Raw genomic sequence first — 17,931 nt, forward strand, 5'->3', positions numbered from 1 at the left:
TGAAAGGAGTAATTAATGACTAACAAGATTTGGATTCCTATCCTTAGTTCTGTCCTGATTTTCCCTACATTAGGGAATTTTGCTCAGGCAGAGTCTCATTCTTCTATTGTGAATGAAATGGGTGAGGAACAGACAGCAACAGGAGATGCTAGTGAAAGCATTAAAATTGTTGAAGAGACTTTTGAAACAGTAGACCAAGAAATTAGTGAGGGTAATGCAGATTCTGAGTCAGACTTTGCAACTATAGTTCCTACTAATTCCATTGAAACAAAGGACTCGCTATCAAATGAACACAGTAAAAAAATTGAAACGCGCACAGTAGTCAATCCGATTGAAAGTAATGATGATCCTGAAGAACAGAACATTGTTTTCAATGTAAATAAACTGGATGAAATTAATTATGGAGAAGTATATTCCAATAATAAACTAATACAAATTCTAGAATTCTATCCAAATACCAAAAAGGATGACTCTGAAAAGAAAATTTTATACAGTTTTGAGATTAATAGTAATGGACATGTCACAGCTGCTGAAAAGCTTGATGAAAAAACACAAGCGATTACCTCGCATTATCAATATTATCCGGAAACAACCTATGGAGAACATGGAAATCGTATTAAATATATATTTGACCTTGATTCGAATAACTACATTGTCAACGCTTCTATGAGAGAGCTTGGTACAAAGCGTATTCTTTCTAGATATCAATACTATCCAAAAACAACATATGGTGATCACGGGAATAATATTTTGAACATCTTCGATTTAGATCCTTCTGGATTTATTACTAGCGCGAGCAAGAGAGAACAAGGCACAAAGCGTATTCTTTCGAGGTATCAATATTATCCGAAAACAACTTTTGGCGATCATGGAAATAATATTATGAACATCTTTGATATCGACAGTTCTGGTTATATCACTAGTGCTAGTAAAAGAAAACAAGGGTCGAAACGTATCCTTTCGAGATATCAATATTATCCGAAAACGACCTTTGGCAATCATGGAAATAATATTATGAACATCTTTGATATCGACTCCTCTGGATTTATCAAAGGGGCAAGTAAAAGAGAAAAAGGCTCAAAACGAATTACTGCTAGATATACATATTATAAGAAAACGACTTTTGGTAATCACGGTAATAATATTTTGAATATCTTCAACATAGATGCCAATGGATATGTTACTAAGGCCAGTAAAAGAGAAAAAGGCTCAAAACGTATTCTTTCAAGATATGAATATTATCCGAAAACCGTTTATGGAAAACATGGTAGCAATATAAAATACCAATATACTTTGAATAGCAATGACACAATTTCGTCTGCAATTTTAAAAGAACAACATACGAAAAAGATAAAAAGTCAATATACCTTTAAATCAGGCACAAGATATGGAAATCATTGGTCCAATGTGATTGGTGTTGATTTAAATGTACCAATTATAAGTCAATTACCTGAACTGCCAACAGGATGTGAAATTACAGCAGTTACAATGATGCTTCAATATGCTGGAGCTAATGTTAATAAGGTTGCACTAGCTAAGGCGATGCCTAGACATTCTTGGAATCCCAATGCAGGATATGTTGGAGATCCTTTCACTAGAAACGGTTGGACCATCTATCCATCTGCTTTAGTCAGCCTAGTCAGAAAACACGTTGGAAGCGCAACTGACCTAACAGGGAAAAGTATAGCTGGCCTTGAAACACAACTTAAAAATAATAAGCCCGTTGTTGTATTGGTATCACCGATGCATGGATTTACAGTTCACGCCGTAACCCTAACCGGATTTGATCAGTCAAACATATACTTCAATGATCCTTGGACAGGAAAAAAGAATGTAAAAATAAGTAAAAATGAATTTAATAAAATCTGGAACAACCAAAACAAACGAGCTTTAACCTATTAAAATGGCAAATTGGGGACGGTTCTCACTTTGCATTTTCACCAAAAATGGAAGTTTGCGAACCGTCCCACTCTTCAGTGACATCCTCATTACCTTCGTCTATAATAGAAAAAAAGGAGGTGATAAAGTTGGAAGAGATGCTAAAACATATAGGCAGCCAGTTAAACTTTGTCGTTGATAAAATGGGCTCAGTGGAAAAACGATTGGATTCTTTGGATGATAAAGTTGGAACGCTGGATAAGAAATTTGATGTACTTGATCAGAAAGTCTGGGCGCTTGATCTGAAAGTTGATTCACTTGATCAGAAAGTCGGGGCGCTTGATCTGAAAGTTGATTCACTTGATCAGAAAGTCTGGGCGCTTGATCTGAAAGTTGATTCACTTGACCAGAAAGTCGGGGCGCTTGATCTGAAAGTTGATTCACTTGACCAGAAAGTCGGGGCGCTTGATCTGAAAGTTGATTCACTTGACCAGAAAGTCGGGGCGCTTGATCTGAAAGTTGATTCACTTGACCAGAAAGTCGGCGCGCTTGATCTGAGAGTCGATTCACTAGAAGATGGCCAAACTAAGCTTATCTTAGAACAAAGTGAAATGCGAAAAGAAGTGGCATATTACTATGGCAGTATGATGAAAAAGCTTGATGAGACTAAAACTGAGTTAAGTAGTGATATTAAACATGTTTCTATTGTTCAGCAGCAACATCAAACTGTTTTGGAATACTTAAACGAAAAACAATAAGACCTCACTACACTCTACAGCTTACACTTCATAGGGTAACTCCATAACTATTTTCAAAAAAACTAGGGGACGGTTCGAGACCAGTGAAAAACTAACGTTTTTTTGCCAGAGTTCTTCAACAGAAAATGAAAGTTCCAATTTTTAACTTAAAAATCAGAGAGTTTCTTATAATATACGTGGAAAAAGAGGATACTATTGCTGCTATCCTCTTTATATTTACTGCTAACGCAGCTAATTTCGATTGTATGGACACACTTAATAGACCATACCCCCTTGCTCGAGATAGGCCATGAAATCTTTTGAGCTCCGCATTTTTACCTTCAATGGATGCTCTTTTCTTATATTTTTCTTTGAACTCATCTGTTTTTTGATATTGCGAGATTTCATAAAAATCTACCGTATTTAATCCTACCGTAAGTATTCTTCTCGCACTCTTTTTGGCACATTCATCATGTAAAGGGCATGCTTTACATTGATTGAGTTCAAAATAATATTTATAGCCTTCTCTGTCACTTCCTTCCTTTCTTTTAGATTTAAATCGCTTCTTTGCTACCGTTGTGTTTCCCTGACTACATTGCCATTCATCCGAATCTTTGTTGTACGTATACTCCCTTTCATCAAGCCTGTATACTACGGCGCTAACGGGTATGTATGCTTTTGCTTCTAACAGTTTAATATCATCTAAGATTGGCTTTCTAAAATAAGCTTTATCTCCATATACTTCTTCCAAAGTCATACCTGACTGTTTAGTGTCAGCTAACATTTCTTTGGCATAACTACCATCCATATAAGCTCCATCTGCTGTTCTTACAGAAGTAATAATACGTTCATCAGTTGTCATCACGAACTCGGTTTTATAACCATAAAAATCTTTTGTTTTACTTTTCCTACCAACTCTTGCATCCTCATCTATGAGGGACCGTATACCTTTTTGGTTAATAAATTTTGGGTCCTCTAATATCTCTCGAGATTTTTGGATTACCTCATTCGTTTTAATCTCCTCCGGAGATGCTTTCCCCTCAACCTGTTCGATGATAGTTTCTAAATAGGTTTTCATCACAACTTTTGCTTCTTTATGATCTTCTATTTCTTCATATTTTGGTGCGAACGGCACACCTTCTAATGATTCTCCAGTTTCGGCCTCATATGTATTAATAATTTTCTTACCTAAGTGTTTCATTAATCGTTCGGGAGTTAGCTTTTTTGTATTTGCTTCAATGTGTGTAGCGTCGATACTCACACTCTTACCTTCAATAATTCCTTTTTCTACACACTGTCTTACGACCTCTAGGATCATCTCATCAAGCGTTGTTTCTCCCAAACGTTGTGTCCGAAATTTGGATAATAAACTTTTATCGGGAAGATTCGTTTCTGGATTTACTCCTAGAAAGTATAAATAGGCAAGGTTTAGATTTGCTTCTAAAATAACCTTTTCATCTGATAGGTTGTATAAATGCTGAAGTAACAGAAGTTTACACATCATTTCTGGCTCCTTGGCAGGACGACCAAAATTTTCACAGTAACTATCTTTTAATAACTTATTAATAAAACTAAAGTCAACTACTAAAGAAATCTGCTTTAGTGTGTGATTCTCTGGAATTTTATCGTATAATATAGAATGAAAACTTGATTGCTTTGGCTCATGTCGAAGCATAAAAAAGCCCTCCTAATGGATATTTTGGTGCTTGGTCGTACCTAATTATACCATTGGTAGGGCTTTTTTGTGTTTGAAATCTTATTATATCAAGGGTTGAGGAGCTATTTTCATTAAATTAACCGAAGGTTTATCTAAAACAAACTTTAGTAATGGATTGACTTTTTCACTGGTCTCGGACGGTTCTCGCGCTTCATTTAGGACAAGCAATTTTCCTAAACAAGAAGCATGAGAACCGTCCCCATTCTTCATATCTTGTAAATGAGATTAGTTGAGATCCCCAATATTCTAGCCGCCTGGCGTTGTGAAACAACTTCAATTCTTTTTATTTTTTGCAGGACTTTGGTTCTTTGAAGCTTTGGTAAACTTTTCACCTGTGCAATTTCAATTCCGTCTAACATCTCTTTGATTATTGGTCTTGCCTCTTCATCAGATAACCTTCGTCTTTCATCGTCTCGATTCCCTAGACATTTATCATCATTCACCAGTTCGTTATATTGCTTGAATCGGTGTATTGCTACCCTTCTGTCAGGAGCAAAGTACTCCAGAATGACGTGATCATCAAGCAGGTTCATCGCCTGATTTGACTGCCTATAGTAACCTTGACAACTACTCCACCTCCACTCATCAGCCCGACTGACCATTCCTGCTTTTACAGGATTCTGATGAATATACCTGACCACCGTCAATAAGTACCGTGTTGTTTCCACATTTTCACTCTTAAACCTGTCCTGAAAGAGATGTCCTGTCGTTAAATATTTAAAGTTATAGTACATAACAAAGCTAACACCGATTCGTTTCATCGTTATTGAAATATCCTCCTCCCCTTCCTTCAACAACAAATGAACATGATTATCCATCAAACACCAAGCATAGACATTCATTTTCGTCATCTTCTTGTACTTCTCAAGCGTATCTAGAAATTTCACACAATCCTCATCATCGTGAAAAATCTCCTGCTTATTCGCACCTCTTAACATAATGTGATACATTCCACTTGTACTTTTCACCCTAGCAACGCGGGGCATCTTAACACACTCCTTACTTATTTTTTGGATGTTAAAAATGAAGGGTTTGAGAGAATTAATAATTGCGGATTTAAAAGAAGATAATCGGACGGATTAGCTAGAAAACGAGTAGTATAATGCAGGAAGGAAAAAACCAAATGAGAGCGAAATGGAGGAAGCATAAGAACCGTCCCCACGCTTCTTATGCAAAAGTCGTGTGTTTTGCTTTCCATTTTTCTAAAGCAATGTATAGCCAAAATGTATAAATGCCAAGGGTGATAATACAGAGTAACCACCATTTTATCCAGTTGCCAAACAAGCCAATTGCTGATCCATTGAACTTCAAACGTCGACCTTCAACAACTGTGTGGTTGATTTTCCACCCATAAATCATCGTAAGTGACCAAGGATATAAAATACCAAACGAACAAATCGTTACCAACCAGCCTAAAATAGACCAACCGATAAGCTGCAATAAGCCACCATCAAAATATGACCTACCAGTAGATTGACTTTCAACATTAACACCTTCTGAACTCATATTACATGCACCTCCCTTCTATCTGCCAACCAGTATACTATAACCAGAAGAAATATCCCCAATAATAGAGGAATATCTACAAAATGTTCACATGGGCAATTTGGGGACGGTTCTAACGCTTCCCACTGACTTGAGGCAAATCCGGGACGGTTCTCACACTTCTTTCCAAACGCTTTGGCAAATTAAGAACCGTCCCCACCCTTCCTTTTTGTTCACGTTTATATCACATTTTTTTGACACTTCTTCATTTATAATGAGAGGTAGAGATTATTTTACGGACATTTGTGAAATAAGTAACAAACCACCAAAAGGAGGATTATTATTTTGGCTTATTCGCATCTTTTTGAAACAGGAAACATTGGAAATGTTACGTTAAAGAATAGAATTGTGATGCCTGCGATGGGAACGAATTTGGCCGGAGCTCATGGCGAGGTCACTGATCATCTAATTCGATATTATGAAGAACGCGCACAAGGTGGAACGGGCTTAATCATCACTGAGTTCACGTCGATTGACTATGAATATGGAAAAGGCATGACGAACCAGCTACGCATCGACGATGATCGTTTTCTCACTGGATTTTATCGGTTGGCAAACGCCATACATAAATATGGGGCAAAGCTATTTGTTCAGCTCCATCATGCTGGAAGACAATCCAATTCTGGACTGCTGGGTGGAAAGCAGATTGTCGCACCAAGTCCAGTGACATGTGAAGCAATTGGTGAAGAGCCTCGGGAATTAACGACCAATGAAGTAAAGGAAATCATTCAAAAGTTCATCAAAGGTGCAGTTCGGTGTAAGCATGCTGGAATTGATGGTGTCGAGCTCCATGGCGCCCATGGTTACTTAATTAATCAATTTCTAGGCCCTTGTACAAATCTACGGACTGACGAGTATGGCGGCAATTTCGAAAATAGAATGCGATTTTTAGAGGAAATCGTTACAGGGATTAAGGCTCAATGTGGTGAGGATTTCCCTGTAACTGTGAGGCTAAGTATAGATGAGTTCGATGAAGGCGGACTAAAGATTGAGTTGAGCAAGAAAATTAGCCGATATTTAGAAAAAGTTGGTGTAGATGGACTTCACGCAAGTGCAGGAAATTACAATTCTTCTGATAAAATCATTGAATCTCCACTCTACGAACAAGGATGGAAGGTGTACCTTGCCGAAGCGATAAAAAGCGAAGTAAATATCCCTGTTATTGCCGTTGGATCGATTCGTGAGCCAAGCTATGTTGACTCCATTTTAGCAAAGAAAAAAGCAGACTTTGTAGCAATTGGACGTGGGTTAATCGCTGATCCTGAGTGGGCTCGGAAAGCATATGAAGATCGGGAGAATGAAATAAGAATGTGCATTTCTTGCCTGCATTGCATCTACTCTAAGGGTCATGTCGCATGCTCTATCAATGCCAGAGCAGGACGTGAGCTTGAATTTCCAGAACTAAAACCTGTTGAAAAGCACCAAATCGTTGTAGTTGGCGGAGGTCCAGGTGGGATGGAAACAGCAAGAGTCCTCTCATTAAAAGGCTATAAGGTGACATTATTTGAAAAAACCGCAGCGCTCGGTGGCCAATTAAAACTCGTCGATGAACCTGTTTATCGGAAAAAAATGACGTGGTACGTTGATTACCTTCGTCTTGAAATGGAACGATTACAAGTCGAACTTCACTTAAATACGGAAGCAACCATTGAACAGCTCCTAGCCCTCCAGCCCTATGCAATCATTTTGGCAACAGGTGGCAAGCCACTCATTCCAGATATCAAAGGATGTGAGCTTCCAAATGTCCATCAATATGAAGTATTAAAACGTGGAGAAAAAACATTTTATAAAAAAAAGATTGCCGTTTTAGGAAGCGGAATGATTTGTTATGGGACTGCTCGCAGATTAGCTGAGCAAGGAAATGAAGTTACTTTGATTGAATTATCAACGAAATCTGGTCGAAAAATTGGGGTGCAAACAAGATCAAAGCTGTTTACTAAATTGAAACAGCAAAACGTAGAGATTTTATCAGATCACAAGGTTCGAGAGATTTTACCAAATGCTATTATTTTAACAGATGTATGTGGAAAAATTGTTGAGTTACCCATTGATGGCGCGGTGTTGACCATGGGAGTAGCGCCCTATAATCCATTAGAAGAGATCTGTAAAAACCATTTCGAAAACGTCTTCGTAATTGGAGATGCTGCAGGGTTTGCCTCTCTTTCTGAGGCTACACGTGGTGGATTTGAAACGGCTTATTTGCTTGAAACACTCGTAACGACAAAAAAAGAAAAAGTACTTAGTTAATATGTGGGGCGGGTCTATTCAAAACCCGCTCCACCAACTTATAATAGATAAAACCCAATCCCCATGATTAAATAAGCAGCCAGCAATGTCGCCCCTTCAAACCAGTTCGTATCACCATCATTGGAAATCGAAATCGTTAGAAAAACGGCCGTAATCATGGATACTAACTCTGGCCAAGTAAAGACCAACGGCATCTGTATGGGGAAAAATAATGAGATTAGCACGAGGACTGGTGCAACAAACATTGCCACTTGTAAGGTTGAGCCGACTGCGATTTCGACCGCAATACTCATTTTATTTTTATAAGCCATTAAAATTGCTGACGCATGCTCCGCAGCATTTCCAACAATTGCGACCACAATAACCCCAATAAATAGTTCGGTCCAGCCTAGTGTTTCACCAATATAATGGAAGGTGTGGACAAGCGCTTCAGACACATATGCAACGGCAAGTGTCGCAACTCCAAGAACGGTCATCGCCCGCCCTTTTGTCCACTCAGGCGTCTCATCCTCATGTACCTCTTCCTCACCAGGTGCGTTATAAGCTCCACGGTGGGTCACTAATTTAAACAACAACGCAGCAAGATACAAAATAATCATGATGATCGAAATCCCGATGCTTAAATTTAAGATGTCTTGATCCGGCATCGTTGTCGAGAAAACCTCTGGAATCACAAAGGCAACAATCACCGCAAACACAAGTAAAACTGAATTGTGACGCCCATCATGGGCATTGAAGCTCTGCCTTTTATACTTCAAGCCACCAATAAAAAAAGACAGACCCCCGACCAAAAGGAGATTTCCTAACACAGAACCTGTTAAAGAAGCCAAAACAACCCCAACAAGCCCCGCCTTTAACGAGAAAATTGATATAATTAATTCAACTGCATTCCCAAACGTTGCATTTAATAGCCCACCAATCCGTGGTCCACTTATAATCGCTAAGGATTCCGTCGCTCGCCCCATGAAACTGGACAACGCCACAATGGTGACACAATAAATAATAAACATAAGTAACTGATTCCAATGCAGTAAATTTCCCACCACAGAGAGCGGCAAACCAACTAACACCAATCCAGTAAAAATTTTATTCATCAAACCTCACCTCTCCTAAATATGCCAACTTAGTTTCACCCGTCAGCCAAGATGAAATACATGGGGACGGTTCTTAGTTTGCCAAAAAGAGGGTAATACAGCTTGAAAGCAAGCATACCTGTGGGAACGATACCATATATTTATAAAGAAAGACTAGAGATAGGTTCTCACGTTTCCAAAATGCCACCTCACTTGGCAATGTGAGAACCGTCCCTCTGCCACTTTATGACACTACCGTGAATTCTCCTTCCCTTGACTTCCATGTTCCACAAAACTTTAGTAGAATGAAACACATGACAGCAAGGGAGGACTTATACATGTCTTATAAAATGATCGTACTTGACTTAGATGATACATTATTGCGAAATGACCATTCGATTTCTGATAGAACAAAGCAGGCTTTAATGACAGCACAGGAAAATGGGGTGAAGGTTGTTCTTGCTTCTGGTCGCCCAACCTTTGGAATGAGACCAGTTGCCGAAGAGCTTTCTTTATCTCAATATGATAGCTTTATTCTTTCTTTTAATGGTGGGAAGATTATTAAATCTCAATCTAATGAAGAAATGTTTAGTAGCACTTTATCAATTGAATCGGTTCATAAATTGTATGAATTAAGCCGACGTGAAGGCGTGTTTATTCACACTTATATCGGGGATTCAATTGTAACTGAGGATGACAATCCTTATACGATGAGAGAATCAGAGATTACTAAGCTTCCAGTGAATCTCGTAGATTCATTTAAAGAGGGCGTCACAGAGCCGGTTGTGAAAGTGTTAATGGTGGCTGACCCAGATCGTTTGAAAGAAGTAGAAGCTAAGCTACAGGTGGAGCTAGCTGATGATTTTAGTGTAATGCGTTCGAAGCCTTATTTCCTTGAATTTACTGAAAAGGGTGTGACAAAAGGGACAAGCCTAGAGCAATTAATCAAATTCTGTGGAATTACTCGTGAAGAAGTCATTGCCATCGGTGACAGCTATAATGACCAAGAAATGATCGAATTTGCTGGACTTGGAGTAGCCATGGGTAATGCGCCTGATGACATCAAGCAAATTGCTAACTACATCACAGATACCAATATGAATGACGGTGTAGCCAAAGTCGTTGAAAAATTTGTTCTTGAAGCACAACTGATCCAAAGCTGATTTGTGGGCTGTGAGGCAAAGCTAGTGGCAAAGCCGGGACGGTTCTTACGCTTCCTCAAAAAAAAAGAAGCATAAGAACTGGCCCTCACTCTGCCCAATCTCCCTACTCCTAGTTAAATAACCTCAATGCTACTATCACTAATAAAAACAACAACCCCGCCCCAAAGATGGGCACTAAAAACAAAAGAAACGTATGAAAAGGACTCTTTGAGCTTCTCCATTCTTTCTCGAAGGTTGAAAAACCACCTGTCAAAAACAGATTCCAAAACACGTCTCTTCTACTTCTTTTATCTCCTAGATTTCTCGGCTTCTCATGATTATTATTCATAGAACATCTCCCCTTTTAACAGGGACCCGGTTCTCTTTTTCCCATCATCCAAAAAATGATGCACGAGAACCGTCCCAAGTTTGCCCCACGAGAACCGCCCCCAACCCTACCCGCCTCGCCATTTTGTCACAGATCAATCGGAAGCGTGAGAACCGTCCCAAATTAGCTTAGAACCATCCCAATTAGCCTATTCCCCGCTGTGGAATTTAAGTTCTTGGAAGTTGATGCGGTTGGCTTGAGATAGTGGGTCTGTGTGATTCATGACTGATTTAACGTTTCCGAATGGATCGACGTATCCAATCTTAGAATGGCTTGTGTCGTATAGACTTAGATTTCCTTGGACGTCTTCTTTAATGGTAGCAGTGCGCTCTCCGTCTTGGTAAACGTCAGTGCCATCTATTAGATTCGGCTTTGTTTCTGCCACCTTTTCATGACCGTCAAATGTACTTGTTGAATCTGGGAAGAGACCTGCTTTTTGCGTTGCAATAACTTGCCCGTGATGATTCAATGTCTTTTCTCCGAATGTATTTGTATCAACTGTTGACTGATTTAGAGTTTCACCATTTGTAAAAATAGAATCCATCCTGTGTCTGCACCTCTCCAACTTTTTTCCTATAACTCTCCTGATTATAACACTTTTTGACAATATTTTTCCTTTTTCTCTCCCAAAAATCGCTATTTTTATAGTAAAATAGCATTAAACATTACCGACTAAGGTGGCTACGACAACATGGCGAATTATATGAATCTACATGAATATGAATTAAAAAAACAAAAAGTCCTTACTTACATATATGAAGTGATTAATATCGCAGAAGAACTTAATGCGCGCGAGTTGATTCATTATCTTAACGAAACCATTCAACAGCTTCAAAAAGACGCCTTCACACTAACTGTCGTTGGTGAATTCTCACGCGGAAAATCCACGTTTATCAATGCAATGCTTGGAGCTAATGTCCTTCCGTCAAAAGTGAAACCAACAACAGCGATGATTAATAAAATATATTACCAAGAAGAACCAAGCTATTCACTCCACTTCCGTGACCAAAATGAAGAACCAAAAACACTTGATCCAAAAGCCTTCCGAAAGCTAGCAGCACCTCGTGAAGCAGATGAAGATGATCCTGAAGATCAAGAGCGTTACGAGCAAGAAATTGAAATCTTCAAGAAAATCTCGATGGCAGAAGTCGGATACCCAAATCACTTCTGTGAAGCTGGTGTCGAAATCTATGATACCCCAGGAACAAACGATATCGATGAAACGAGAGAAGAAATCACGTTTACATTTGTGCCTAAATCCGATGCTGTTGTTTTCCTTTTATCAGCAACGGCTCCTTTTGCCGGAACCGAAATGGAGTTTCTAAAGGAACGCATTTTGAGTGAACACATCAATAAAGTGTTCTTTGTGATCAATTACAAAGACCGATTACAAACTGATGCTGATCAGGTGAAGGTGCTAAATTATGTTCGGGAAAAATTACAGCCCTTACTCCCAGATCCACGACTGTATCTTGTATCGTCCTATGAAGCGTTAACGATTCGACGTCTGGAAAACAACGAAGAATTTAAGATCAAATCGCAAAAATATACCCAACTTGCAGACACTGGATTTGTCCAATTGGAAACAGATTTAGCGCATTTTTTCCAGCATGAAAAAGGACAAGTAAAGCTTGAAAAACCAATTAGACGTCTTATAAAAAAAGCGAAAGAACTCAGAACCGAAACAATCGCTCTACGAATTTCCGCATCTAACATGGAAATCGAAGAAATTGATGCAAAAATTGCCGAACTAGCACCACAGGTAACGCGTTTCAAGCAGAATGCAAGCTCGATTATCGAGAATCTAATGGTCGACTTAGCAAGTGAAGAAACGACAATCACAAGAAAAGTAGAATCACTGCTGAAAGAAATGTCAGACAGCCTGTCACGATCACTCGATTCTTATTCTGGTAGTTTAGAAGAAAAAGACGTAAAGCGATTTCTCAAAAACCACACTAAGTCCTCTCAAAATAGGATTCAAACAGAGCTTAATCAGCTCAAAAGTGAAATCATGGAGACACATGTCACAAATGCGTACCGCCGTCTGAACTCCGAAGAGGAGCAATTAAATCAAGCAATTAAGGATAGCTTCAATCTTGAACTGGAAATGAGTTACAATTTCGACTTATCGATTTATGAAAATAATGAGGATATCACAGGATTATTGGTCGGTGCCGCAGGCCTCGGTATTGGGGCACTGATATTAGCACCGGCATTATTATTTGTTGGTGGAATTGGAGCAGCGATTGGTGCCTTCTTCTTCGGCGACAGCATTTGGGATTCCTTCACTGGATACCGTCGCAAAAAACGAATTGAAGAAATAAAGAAGCAGGTTAAACAAAGCCTCCACGAAAATCGACCCGCAATCGTATCGCAATTCCGTTCCGAATGGAAAAAGCTCTCTCAAGCAATCGAACTAACCTTTGAAAAGGAAGTTCATGAGAAAACACTCCGATTACAAGAGGACCTGCATCAGATCCGCTTGGAAAAAGAAACCGAAAAACGCTCTGTCGAGGAACAAAGACAGTACTTTGAAGCACTTAGAGACAAGCTCCACACCATCCAAGAGCAAGCGCAAAAAATCACGCAGTAAAAGGAGAACAAGATGCTCACCCTTAATGAAAAACATGCAGAATTAATACAGCAGACTCAAAGCCTTTTAACATTAATCGAAGAAAAAATTCCACACGCCGCATATAAAGAGGCGATTCGTGATTTATTACATGACATTCAGGCAGATGAACATCTAATCACTGTGCTTGGCGAATTTAAACGTGGAAAATCAACGCTAATAAACGCGCTCATTGAGCAGCCCTTATTACCGTCAGACGTGACACCAACAACGGCAACCATCAATGTGCTAAGACACGCGGAACAAAGTGGTACAACTGTCTATATGCAGAATGGAGAAATAATCGACGATCAAGTCAGTCCTCAGCATTTGAAGAGCTTCACCTTTGAAGAAGGGTCGGATTTACAGGACATTCACCACCTTGAAATTAAGCTCCCACTTGGTCAGCTTGGTGAAAAAATGGTGATTGTCGATACTCCTGGAGTCGGTGATTTGAACGAACATCGCTTAGACGTATCCTATAGCTACATCCCACGCTCTAGCGTTGTCCTGTTTGTCTTTGATGCGACCACTCCGCTTCGAAAGTCTGAGATGGAGTATTTAACAGAGACAGTTCTAAAGCTTTCATTTGGTGAGGTTGTCTTTGTTGCGAACTTCATCGATCGATTGGACGAGGATGAGCTTGAGGAAACATTGGATTACATGAACACGCGTCTAAAAAAAGTGATGAAGGATGTGCCATTTAGGCTATTTCCCCTCTCTTCAAAAGACGCGCTATGTGATCCACAGAACCCAGAATTCGTACAGCTGCTTTCATATTTGAAAAAGCAAGCACATCAGGGCGCGGGTTCAATTACAAAATTTAGTTTTTTTGAGGAACGACTTTCAAAGCTTTTCACTGTGGTTCAGCAGGACATTGAGCAAATTGAGGACATGCGCCAAGCTACAGATACTGAACTCGAACAGGCGTTAGCGGAAATCCAAGATTTTAACCAGCAAGCGAAAGTTCATGAGGACACGTTAAGTGACTATATTGCTTCTCGCAAGCATGAGATTGTCCAATTGACGTTTAAATCAATTGATCACTTCGAAGAGAATGTAAAAGAGAGTATTCGCGAAAATATTGAACTGTTTGATGGTCCGAAGTTTAAAAACTATGTCGAAAAAACGATCCCTGTAACGATAAAACATCAAATAAAAGGCTGGGTCAACAGCTACAGCCCTCAAATCGAGACGCTCATTAAGAAGCTTGAGAAGGAAATCTTGAACGGGTTCTCCACTCTTTTTAAACAGGAAATGAGCTTGCTTCGGAAAAGTGACTCAAGCCATTCTCTACAAGAATTGGGCTTATCGATTAAAACGGCGGCGAAGTCCTCTGATACAACAGTGACAAGTGGACTGATTACAGCTGGGGCTGGAACGATTATGGTGTTATTAAGTGGTGGATTGCTTCTGCCTGTGATTACGCTAGCCGGCTTTCCACTTCTGAATAAATTGTTGGGAGAGAAGAAGCTTGCCGAGGCTAAGGCAGAGGTTCTACCACAGATTGACGAGGAAATTTCGCATCTAATTGAAAAATTAAAGACATCGACCGGACAATATATTGCAGATGAAGTCGATCAGTTAGAGCGTAAAGCCTTTCTGCGATTTGAACAATATGTGGCTTCCTACAAACAATCATTAGAATTCGAGCTAGCTAAACGTGAACGCAAGCATGCCGAGAACCACCCTGACATTAAGATGGAAGAGCTTTTATCTATAAAAAATTGAGTGAGTGATCGTATATGGTTTTAACTAATGAACAACAACTAGCACAGAAAATATTTTACCAGGCGATGGACCTTGGAGTTGAGACTTCACAGCAGGTTCTAGCCCTATCCAAACAATTAAACCAACGCACGCATTCAAGTGACGAGATACGATTTGCGCAAGCAGAGCTTTATTTCAATCTAGAAGACTTTGAAACGGCGGTTTTCAAGTGGGAGCAAATTGAGAAAAGCTCTCCTCTTTCTGGCTGGGCTACTAAGAATATTGGTGATGCATATGTGTTAATGGGCCGCGCGCGAGAGGCCGAAATGATTTATCAATCGTTGAACACCCCGTCGGACGCTCTAAAAATGGAGGGGCTGTTGGCACAATATGCATTGTACTTGGCACAGCATCAAGAAGAAAAGCTTGGATCGATTGTTGATTCTCTCGTTGCAACAGATTGGTCATATCAGCATGTGTTTGAGCTTGCGCTTGCTTTTTATGAGGAGAAGGAAGAATACTTATCTGCGTTTACTTTGGTTGTGAATAAGCTGGAGCGAGAGTTTGATGAGTCTCTCTTTTCGAAGATATTCTCGTATTTGCACCTGTCTGAAGGAACTGAGTTAAGCCCTGTATTTACAGTACCAAAACTTCTAAAGATTCTATGGTGCGAGGATCAAGAAAAGCTGAATGCCTGTTTTGTAGCGCTACATAACTATTATCTGGCCTCAGATTTGTTCATTCATTGGCTTGATAGTTTGTTTGTTTCGATACAGGAATCGGATCAGGCATTTGCTGTATTTTTACTGGATACGCATTCTCACAGCTTTTATCAGATGATGAATCAGTTAGTTTCGGCGAGATTCACGGTGAAAGAGATTGAGCATGTGGTTGAAATGCATTTGCCTGCTTACCAAGCGCTGTGCGAGGACTTACCGTTGAAGCAAGCGATCACCTCATGTTTGCTGGCGTGGAAAGAGAAGTTTCCTCATTCAAGCGTTGCAATTAAGGATTTCACGTTTTCTCATCAAAAAATCTATGATTGGGGCGCGGTGAACGCCACCTATCATTCGATTATCGAGTGGATGGACGAGCGCGGGGTGAATCATGACAGCTATAGTAAGTGGTGGCTGGATTATTTCTTAGAGGATTCGACGAAAAAGGTGATGATTACTGGGACCTTCAGTAATGGGAAATCTAGCTTTATCAACTCTGTCCTTGGAGAGGAACTGCTCATCACTGATTTGCTTCCAACAACAGCTGTTGTCACCCTGCTCCAATATGGTGAGACGAAGCAAATGGTGGAGATTGGCAAGCAGACGATTGCTGTTGTGAATCCAACTGAATTGGAGCATCGAACGACGATTGACCATGAGAAGGATGGAAAGCATTCGGCGGCGATTTTTTCGATTCATACGAACGCGACTCCGCTTCTAGAGCATCAAGTAACATTTATTGATACACCTGGATTTAATGATCTTGAACATGCCCAGAACCCAACCTATCACCATCTGGATCTAGCAGATGAAGTACTCTTTATTTTCAGTGCCGAGACCCCTTTTAAAAAGACAGAAAAGGAGATTCTCTTGAAAATGATCGAGCTACGTCCTGAGCTTCCGGTTCGATTTATTTTAAATAAGGCTGATTTCCTTGATGAAGATGAGCTTGAGGACGTGATAGAGGATGTGAGCCGTAAGCTTTCGAAGCAGCTTGGACTTGAGCCGGAGGTGATTCCATATAGCTCGGTTCACCCTGGAGCTGACGAGGCTTCTGATCTTCAGCGATATTTGAATGAACGGAATGATTCGCATATTGGACAAACCCGGATCGAGCATGCAATTCCATATTTCCAGCAGCTTCTTCGGAAATTTGATGAGTTTGTTCATGAGAAGGAAATGCATTTAAATGTCCTGTTCCAGCGTCATCGCAAAGAGGTAGAAGAGTTAAATGTGTTGAAGCAAAAGGTTCAGCAGGTAAAAAATGAGCTGACCTCGCAATGTTTGCAGCAATATGTAAAGCTCATCTCAGGCATTTATCATGAAGTGAAGGAATCAACAAGTGCTGAACTTAAACAATTTGCTGGTAAAATTACGACTAACACCGACCTTGATCGTGTCCATCTCATCTTAAATCAGGAAATGAACCAAACTCTTGAGTGGAAACAATTAAACCAGATTCTCCCACAGGTTAATCAGAAGTTCAATTTCTGGTTGTTTATGATCCGACGACATTTTGAGCCTGCCAAGAACACGCTTGGGGTATATCAACTAGAGCTTGAGGATATTCTTAATTCGGATGAGTCTGTACAAGTTACTTATCAGTATGAGCACACACTTGAAGACATGAAGCAGCAGTTCGAACAACTTGTGGCGACTATTACTTATCAACAGATCGACATTCTTAACCGGATTAACCCTTTCCAAACGTTCCTAAAGGGCGTTGGAAAACTACTCGGCGGGGCAAGCCCTTCGATGACATTAAAGGTTGATCAATATCGAAATTACTTAGAAAATAAATCATACGACGATGCTATTTCAAAGTACATCTATAACATTACGAAAACACTTGGGCAATTCGAGGCTGTCATTCGCGAACAAGTTCATTCAACCTTTGGCGCGTTTGAAACAGCACTCGAAACAGAAGTCAAAAGCAGTACTGAAAAAATGATGAACCAAGCCAAACAACTAAGGCAACTTCATGCAGACAAAGCTGCCAACAGCGAAATCATCGACATGCACCTACTTCATATTCGCGCAATGGAAATCGATTATCACCAATTGGAGCTTAGCGAAGTTGAGCTTGGCAAAATGGGTGGCGAAATGGGGACGGTTCTTTAGTTCACCACAGTGAAGACACAAAGAGTGGCAAAGTCGGGACGGTTCT

The 17,931-nt window shown here is 39.9% G+C and carries 13 protein-coding genes; 7 read left to right on the forward strand and 6 right to left on the reverse strand.

Going from position 1 to position 17,931, the window contains the following annotated elements; translation table 11 throughout:
- Nucleotides 1-15 precede the first annotated feature (15 nt).
- Together F7888_RS22735 and F7888_RS19760 are read left to right on the forward strand one after the other, a co-directional pair.
- Nucleotides 16-1,902, forward strand: a complete 1,887-nt coding sequence (locus tag F7888_RS22735) for a C39 family peptidase (protein ID WP_225228917.1) — start codon at nucleotides 16-18, stop codon at nucleotides 1,900-1,902.
- A gap of 125 nt (nucleotides 1,903-2,027) precedes the next feature.
- Entirely contained in the window at nucleotides 2,028-2,636 is a 609-nt protein-coding gene (locus tag F7888_RS19760; RefSeq protein WP_191782635.1) for a hypothetical protein, read from the forward strand.
- 115 nt (nucleotides 2,637-2,751) lie between these two features.
- On the opposite strand, the gene F7888_RS19765 is transcribed toward F7888_RS19760, so the two are convergent.
- The 3 genes from F7888_RS19765 to F7888_RS19775 all read right to left on the reverse strand — a co-directional run bounded on the left by F7888_RS19765 (nucleotide 2,752) and on the right by F7888_RS19775 (nucleotide 5,838).
- A complete protein-coding gene (locus tag F7888_RS19765; protein ID WP_191782637.1) occupies nucleotides 2,752-4,290 on the reverse strand; it encodes an IS1182 family transposase in 1,539 nt (512 codons plus the stop codon).
- Between the two features lie 248 nt (nucleotides 4,291-4,538).
- A complete protein-coding gene (locus F7888_RS19770) occupies nucleotides 4,539-5,318 on the reverse strand; it encodes an REP-associated tyrosine transposase (protein ID WP_191782639.1) in 780 nt (259 codons plus the stop codon).
- 181 nt (nucleotides 5,319-5,499) lie between these two features.
- Nucleotides 5,500-5,838, reverse strand: a complete 339-nt coding sequence (locus tag F7888_RS19775) for a YjgN family protein (RefSeq protein WP_191782641.1) — start codon at nucleotides 5,836-5,838, stop codon at nucleotides 5,500-5,502.
- Nucleotides 5,839-6,162: 324 nt separating this feature from the next.
- Here F7888_RS19775 and F7888_RS19780 point away from each other — a divergent pair, with 324 nt between their 5' ends.
- Entirely contained in the window at nucleotides 6,163-8,124 is a 1,962-nt protein-coding gene (locus F7888_RS19780; RefSeq protein WP_191782644.1) for an oxidoreductase, read from the forward strand.
- A 38-nt stretch (nucleotides 8,125-8,162) separates the two neighbouring features.
- Here the strand turns inward: F7888_RS19780 and cax are convergent, their stop codons facing one another.
- Nucleotides 8,163-9,221 (reverse strand): calcium/proton exchanger, encoded by a 1,059-nt coding sequence (gene cax, locus F7888_RS19785; protein WP_191782646.1) that lies wholly within the window; start codon nucleotides 9,219-9,221, stop codon nucleotides 8,163-8,165.
- Nucleotides 9,222-9,535: 314 nt separating this feature from the next.
- Here cax and F7888_RS19790 point away from each other — a divergent pair, with 314 nt between their 5' ends.
- The gene (locus tag F7888_RS19790) at nucleotides 9,536-10,360 is read left to right on the forward strand and encodes a Cof-type HAD-IIB family hydrolase (protein ID WP_191782648.1); all 825 of its coding nucleotides are present in this window, start codon (nucleotides 9,536-9,538) and stop codon (nucleotides 10,358-10,360) included.
- Between the two features lie 109 nt (nucleotides 10,361-10,469).
- On the opposite strand, the gene F7888_RS19795 is transcribed toward F7888_RS19790, so the two are convergent.
- Together F7888_RS19795 and F7888_RS19800 are read right to left on the reverse strand one after the other, a co-directional pair.
- Nucleotides 10,470-10,688 (reverse strand): hypothetical protein, encoded by a 219-nt coding sequence (locus F7888_RS19795; protein ID WP_191782650.1) that lies wholly within the window; start codon nucleotides 10,686-10,688, stop codon nucleotides 10,470-10,472.
- 187 nt (nucleotides 10,689-10,875) lie between these two features.
- Complete coding sequence (locus F7888_RS19800) at nucleotides 10,876-11,271, reverse strand: hypothetical protein (RefSeq protein WP_191782652.1); 396 nt, start codon at nucleotides 11,269-11,271, stop codon at nucleotides 10,876-10,878.
- 147 nt (nucleotides 11,272-11,418) lie between these two features.
- On the opposite strand from F7888_RS19800, the gene F7888_RS19805 reads away from it, so the two are divergent.
- Genes F7888_RS19805 through F7888_RS19815 form a run of 3 tightly spaced genes read left to right on the forward strand, consistent with a single transcriptional unit; the run spans nucleotide 11,419 to nucleotide 17,885 of the window.
- On the forward strand, nucleotides 11,419-13,320 hold the full coding sequence (locus tag F7888_RS19805; protein ID WP_191782654.1) for a dynamin family protein: 1,902 nt from the start codon (nucleotides 11,419-11,421) through the stop codon (nucleotides 13,318-13,320).
- Between the two features lie 12 nt (nucleotides 13,321-13,332).
- A complete protein-coding gene (locus tag F7888_RS19810) occupies nucleotides 13,333-15,069 on the forward strand; it encodes a dynamin family protein (protein ID WP_191782656.1) in 1,737 nt (578 codons plus the stop codon).
- Nucleotides 15,070-15,083: 14 nt separating this feature from the next.
- Nucleotides 15,084-17,885 (forward strand): dynamin family protein, encoded by a 2,802-nt coding sequence (locus F7888_RS19815; protein WP_191782658.1) that lies wholly within the window; start codon nucleotides 15,084-15,086, stop codon nucleotides 17,883-17,885.
- The last annotated feature ends 46 nt before the right edge of the window (nucleotides 17,886-17,931 follow it).

The organism is Litchfieldia stipae, from assembly GCF_014837155.1.
GTDB lineage: Bacteria > Bacillota > Bacilli > Bacillales > Bacillaceae_L > Litchfieldia.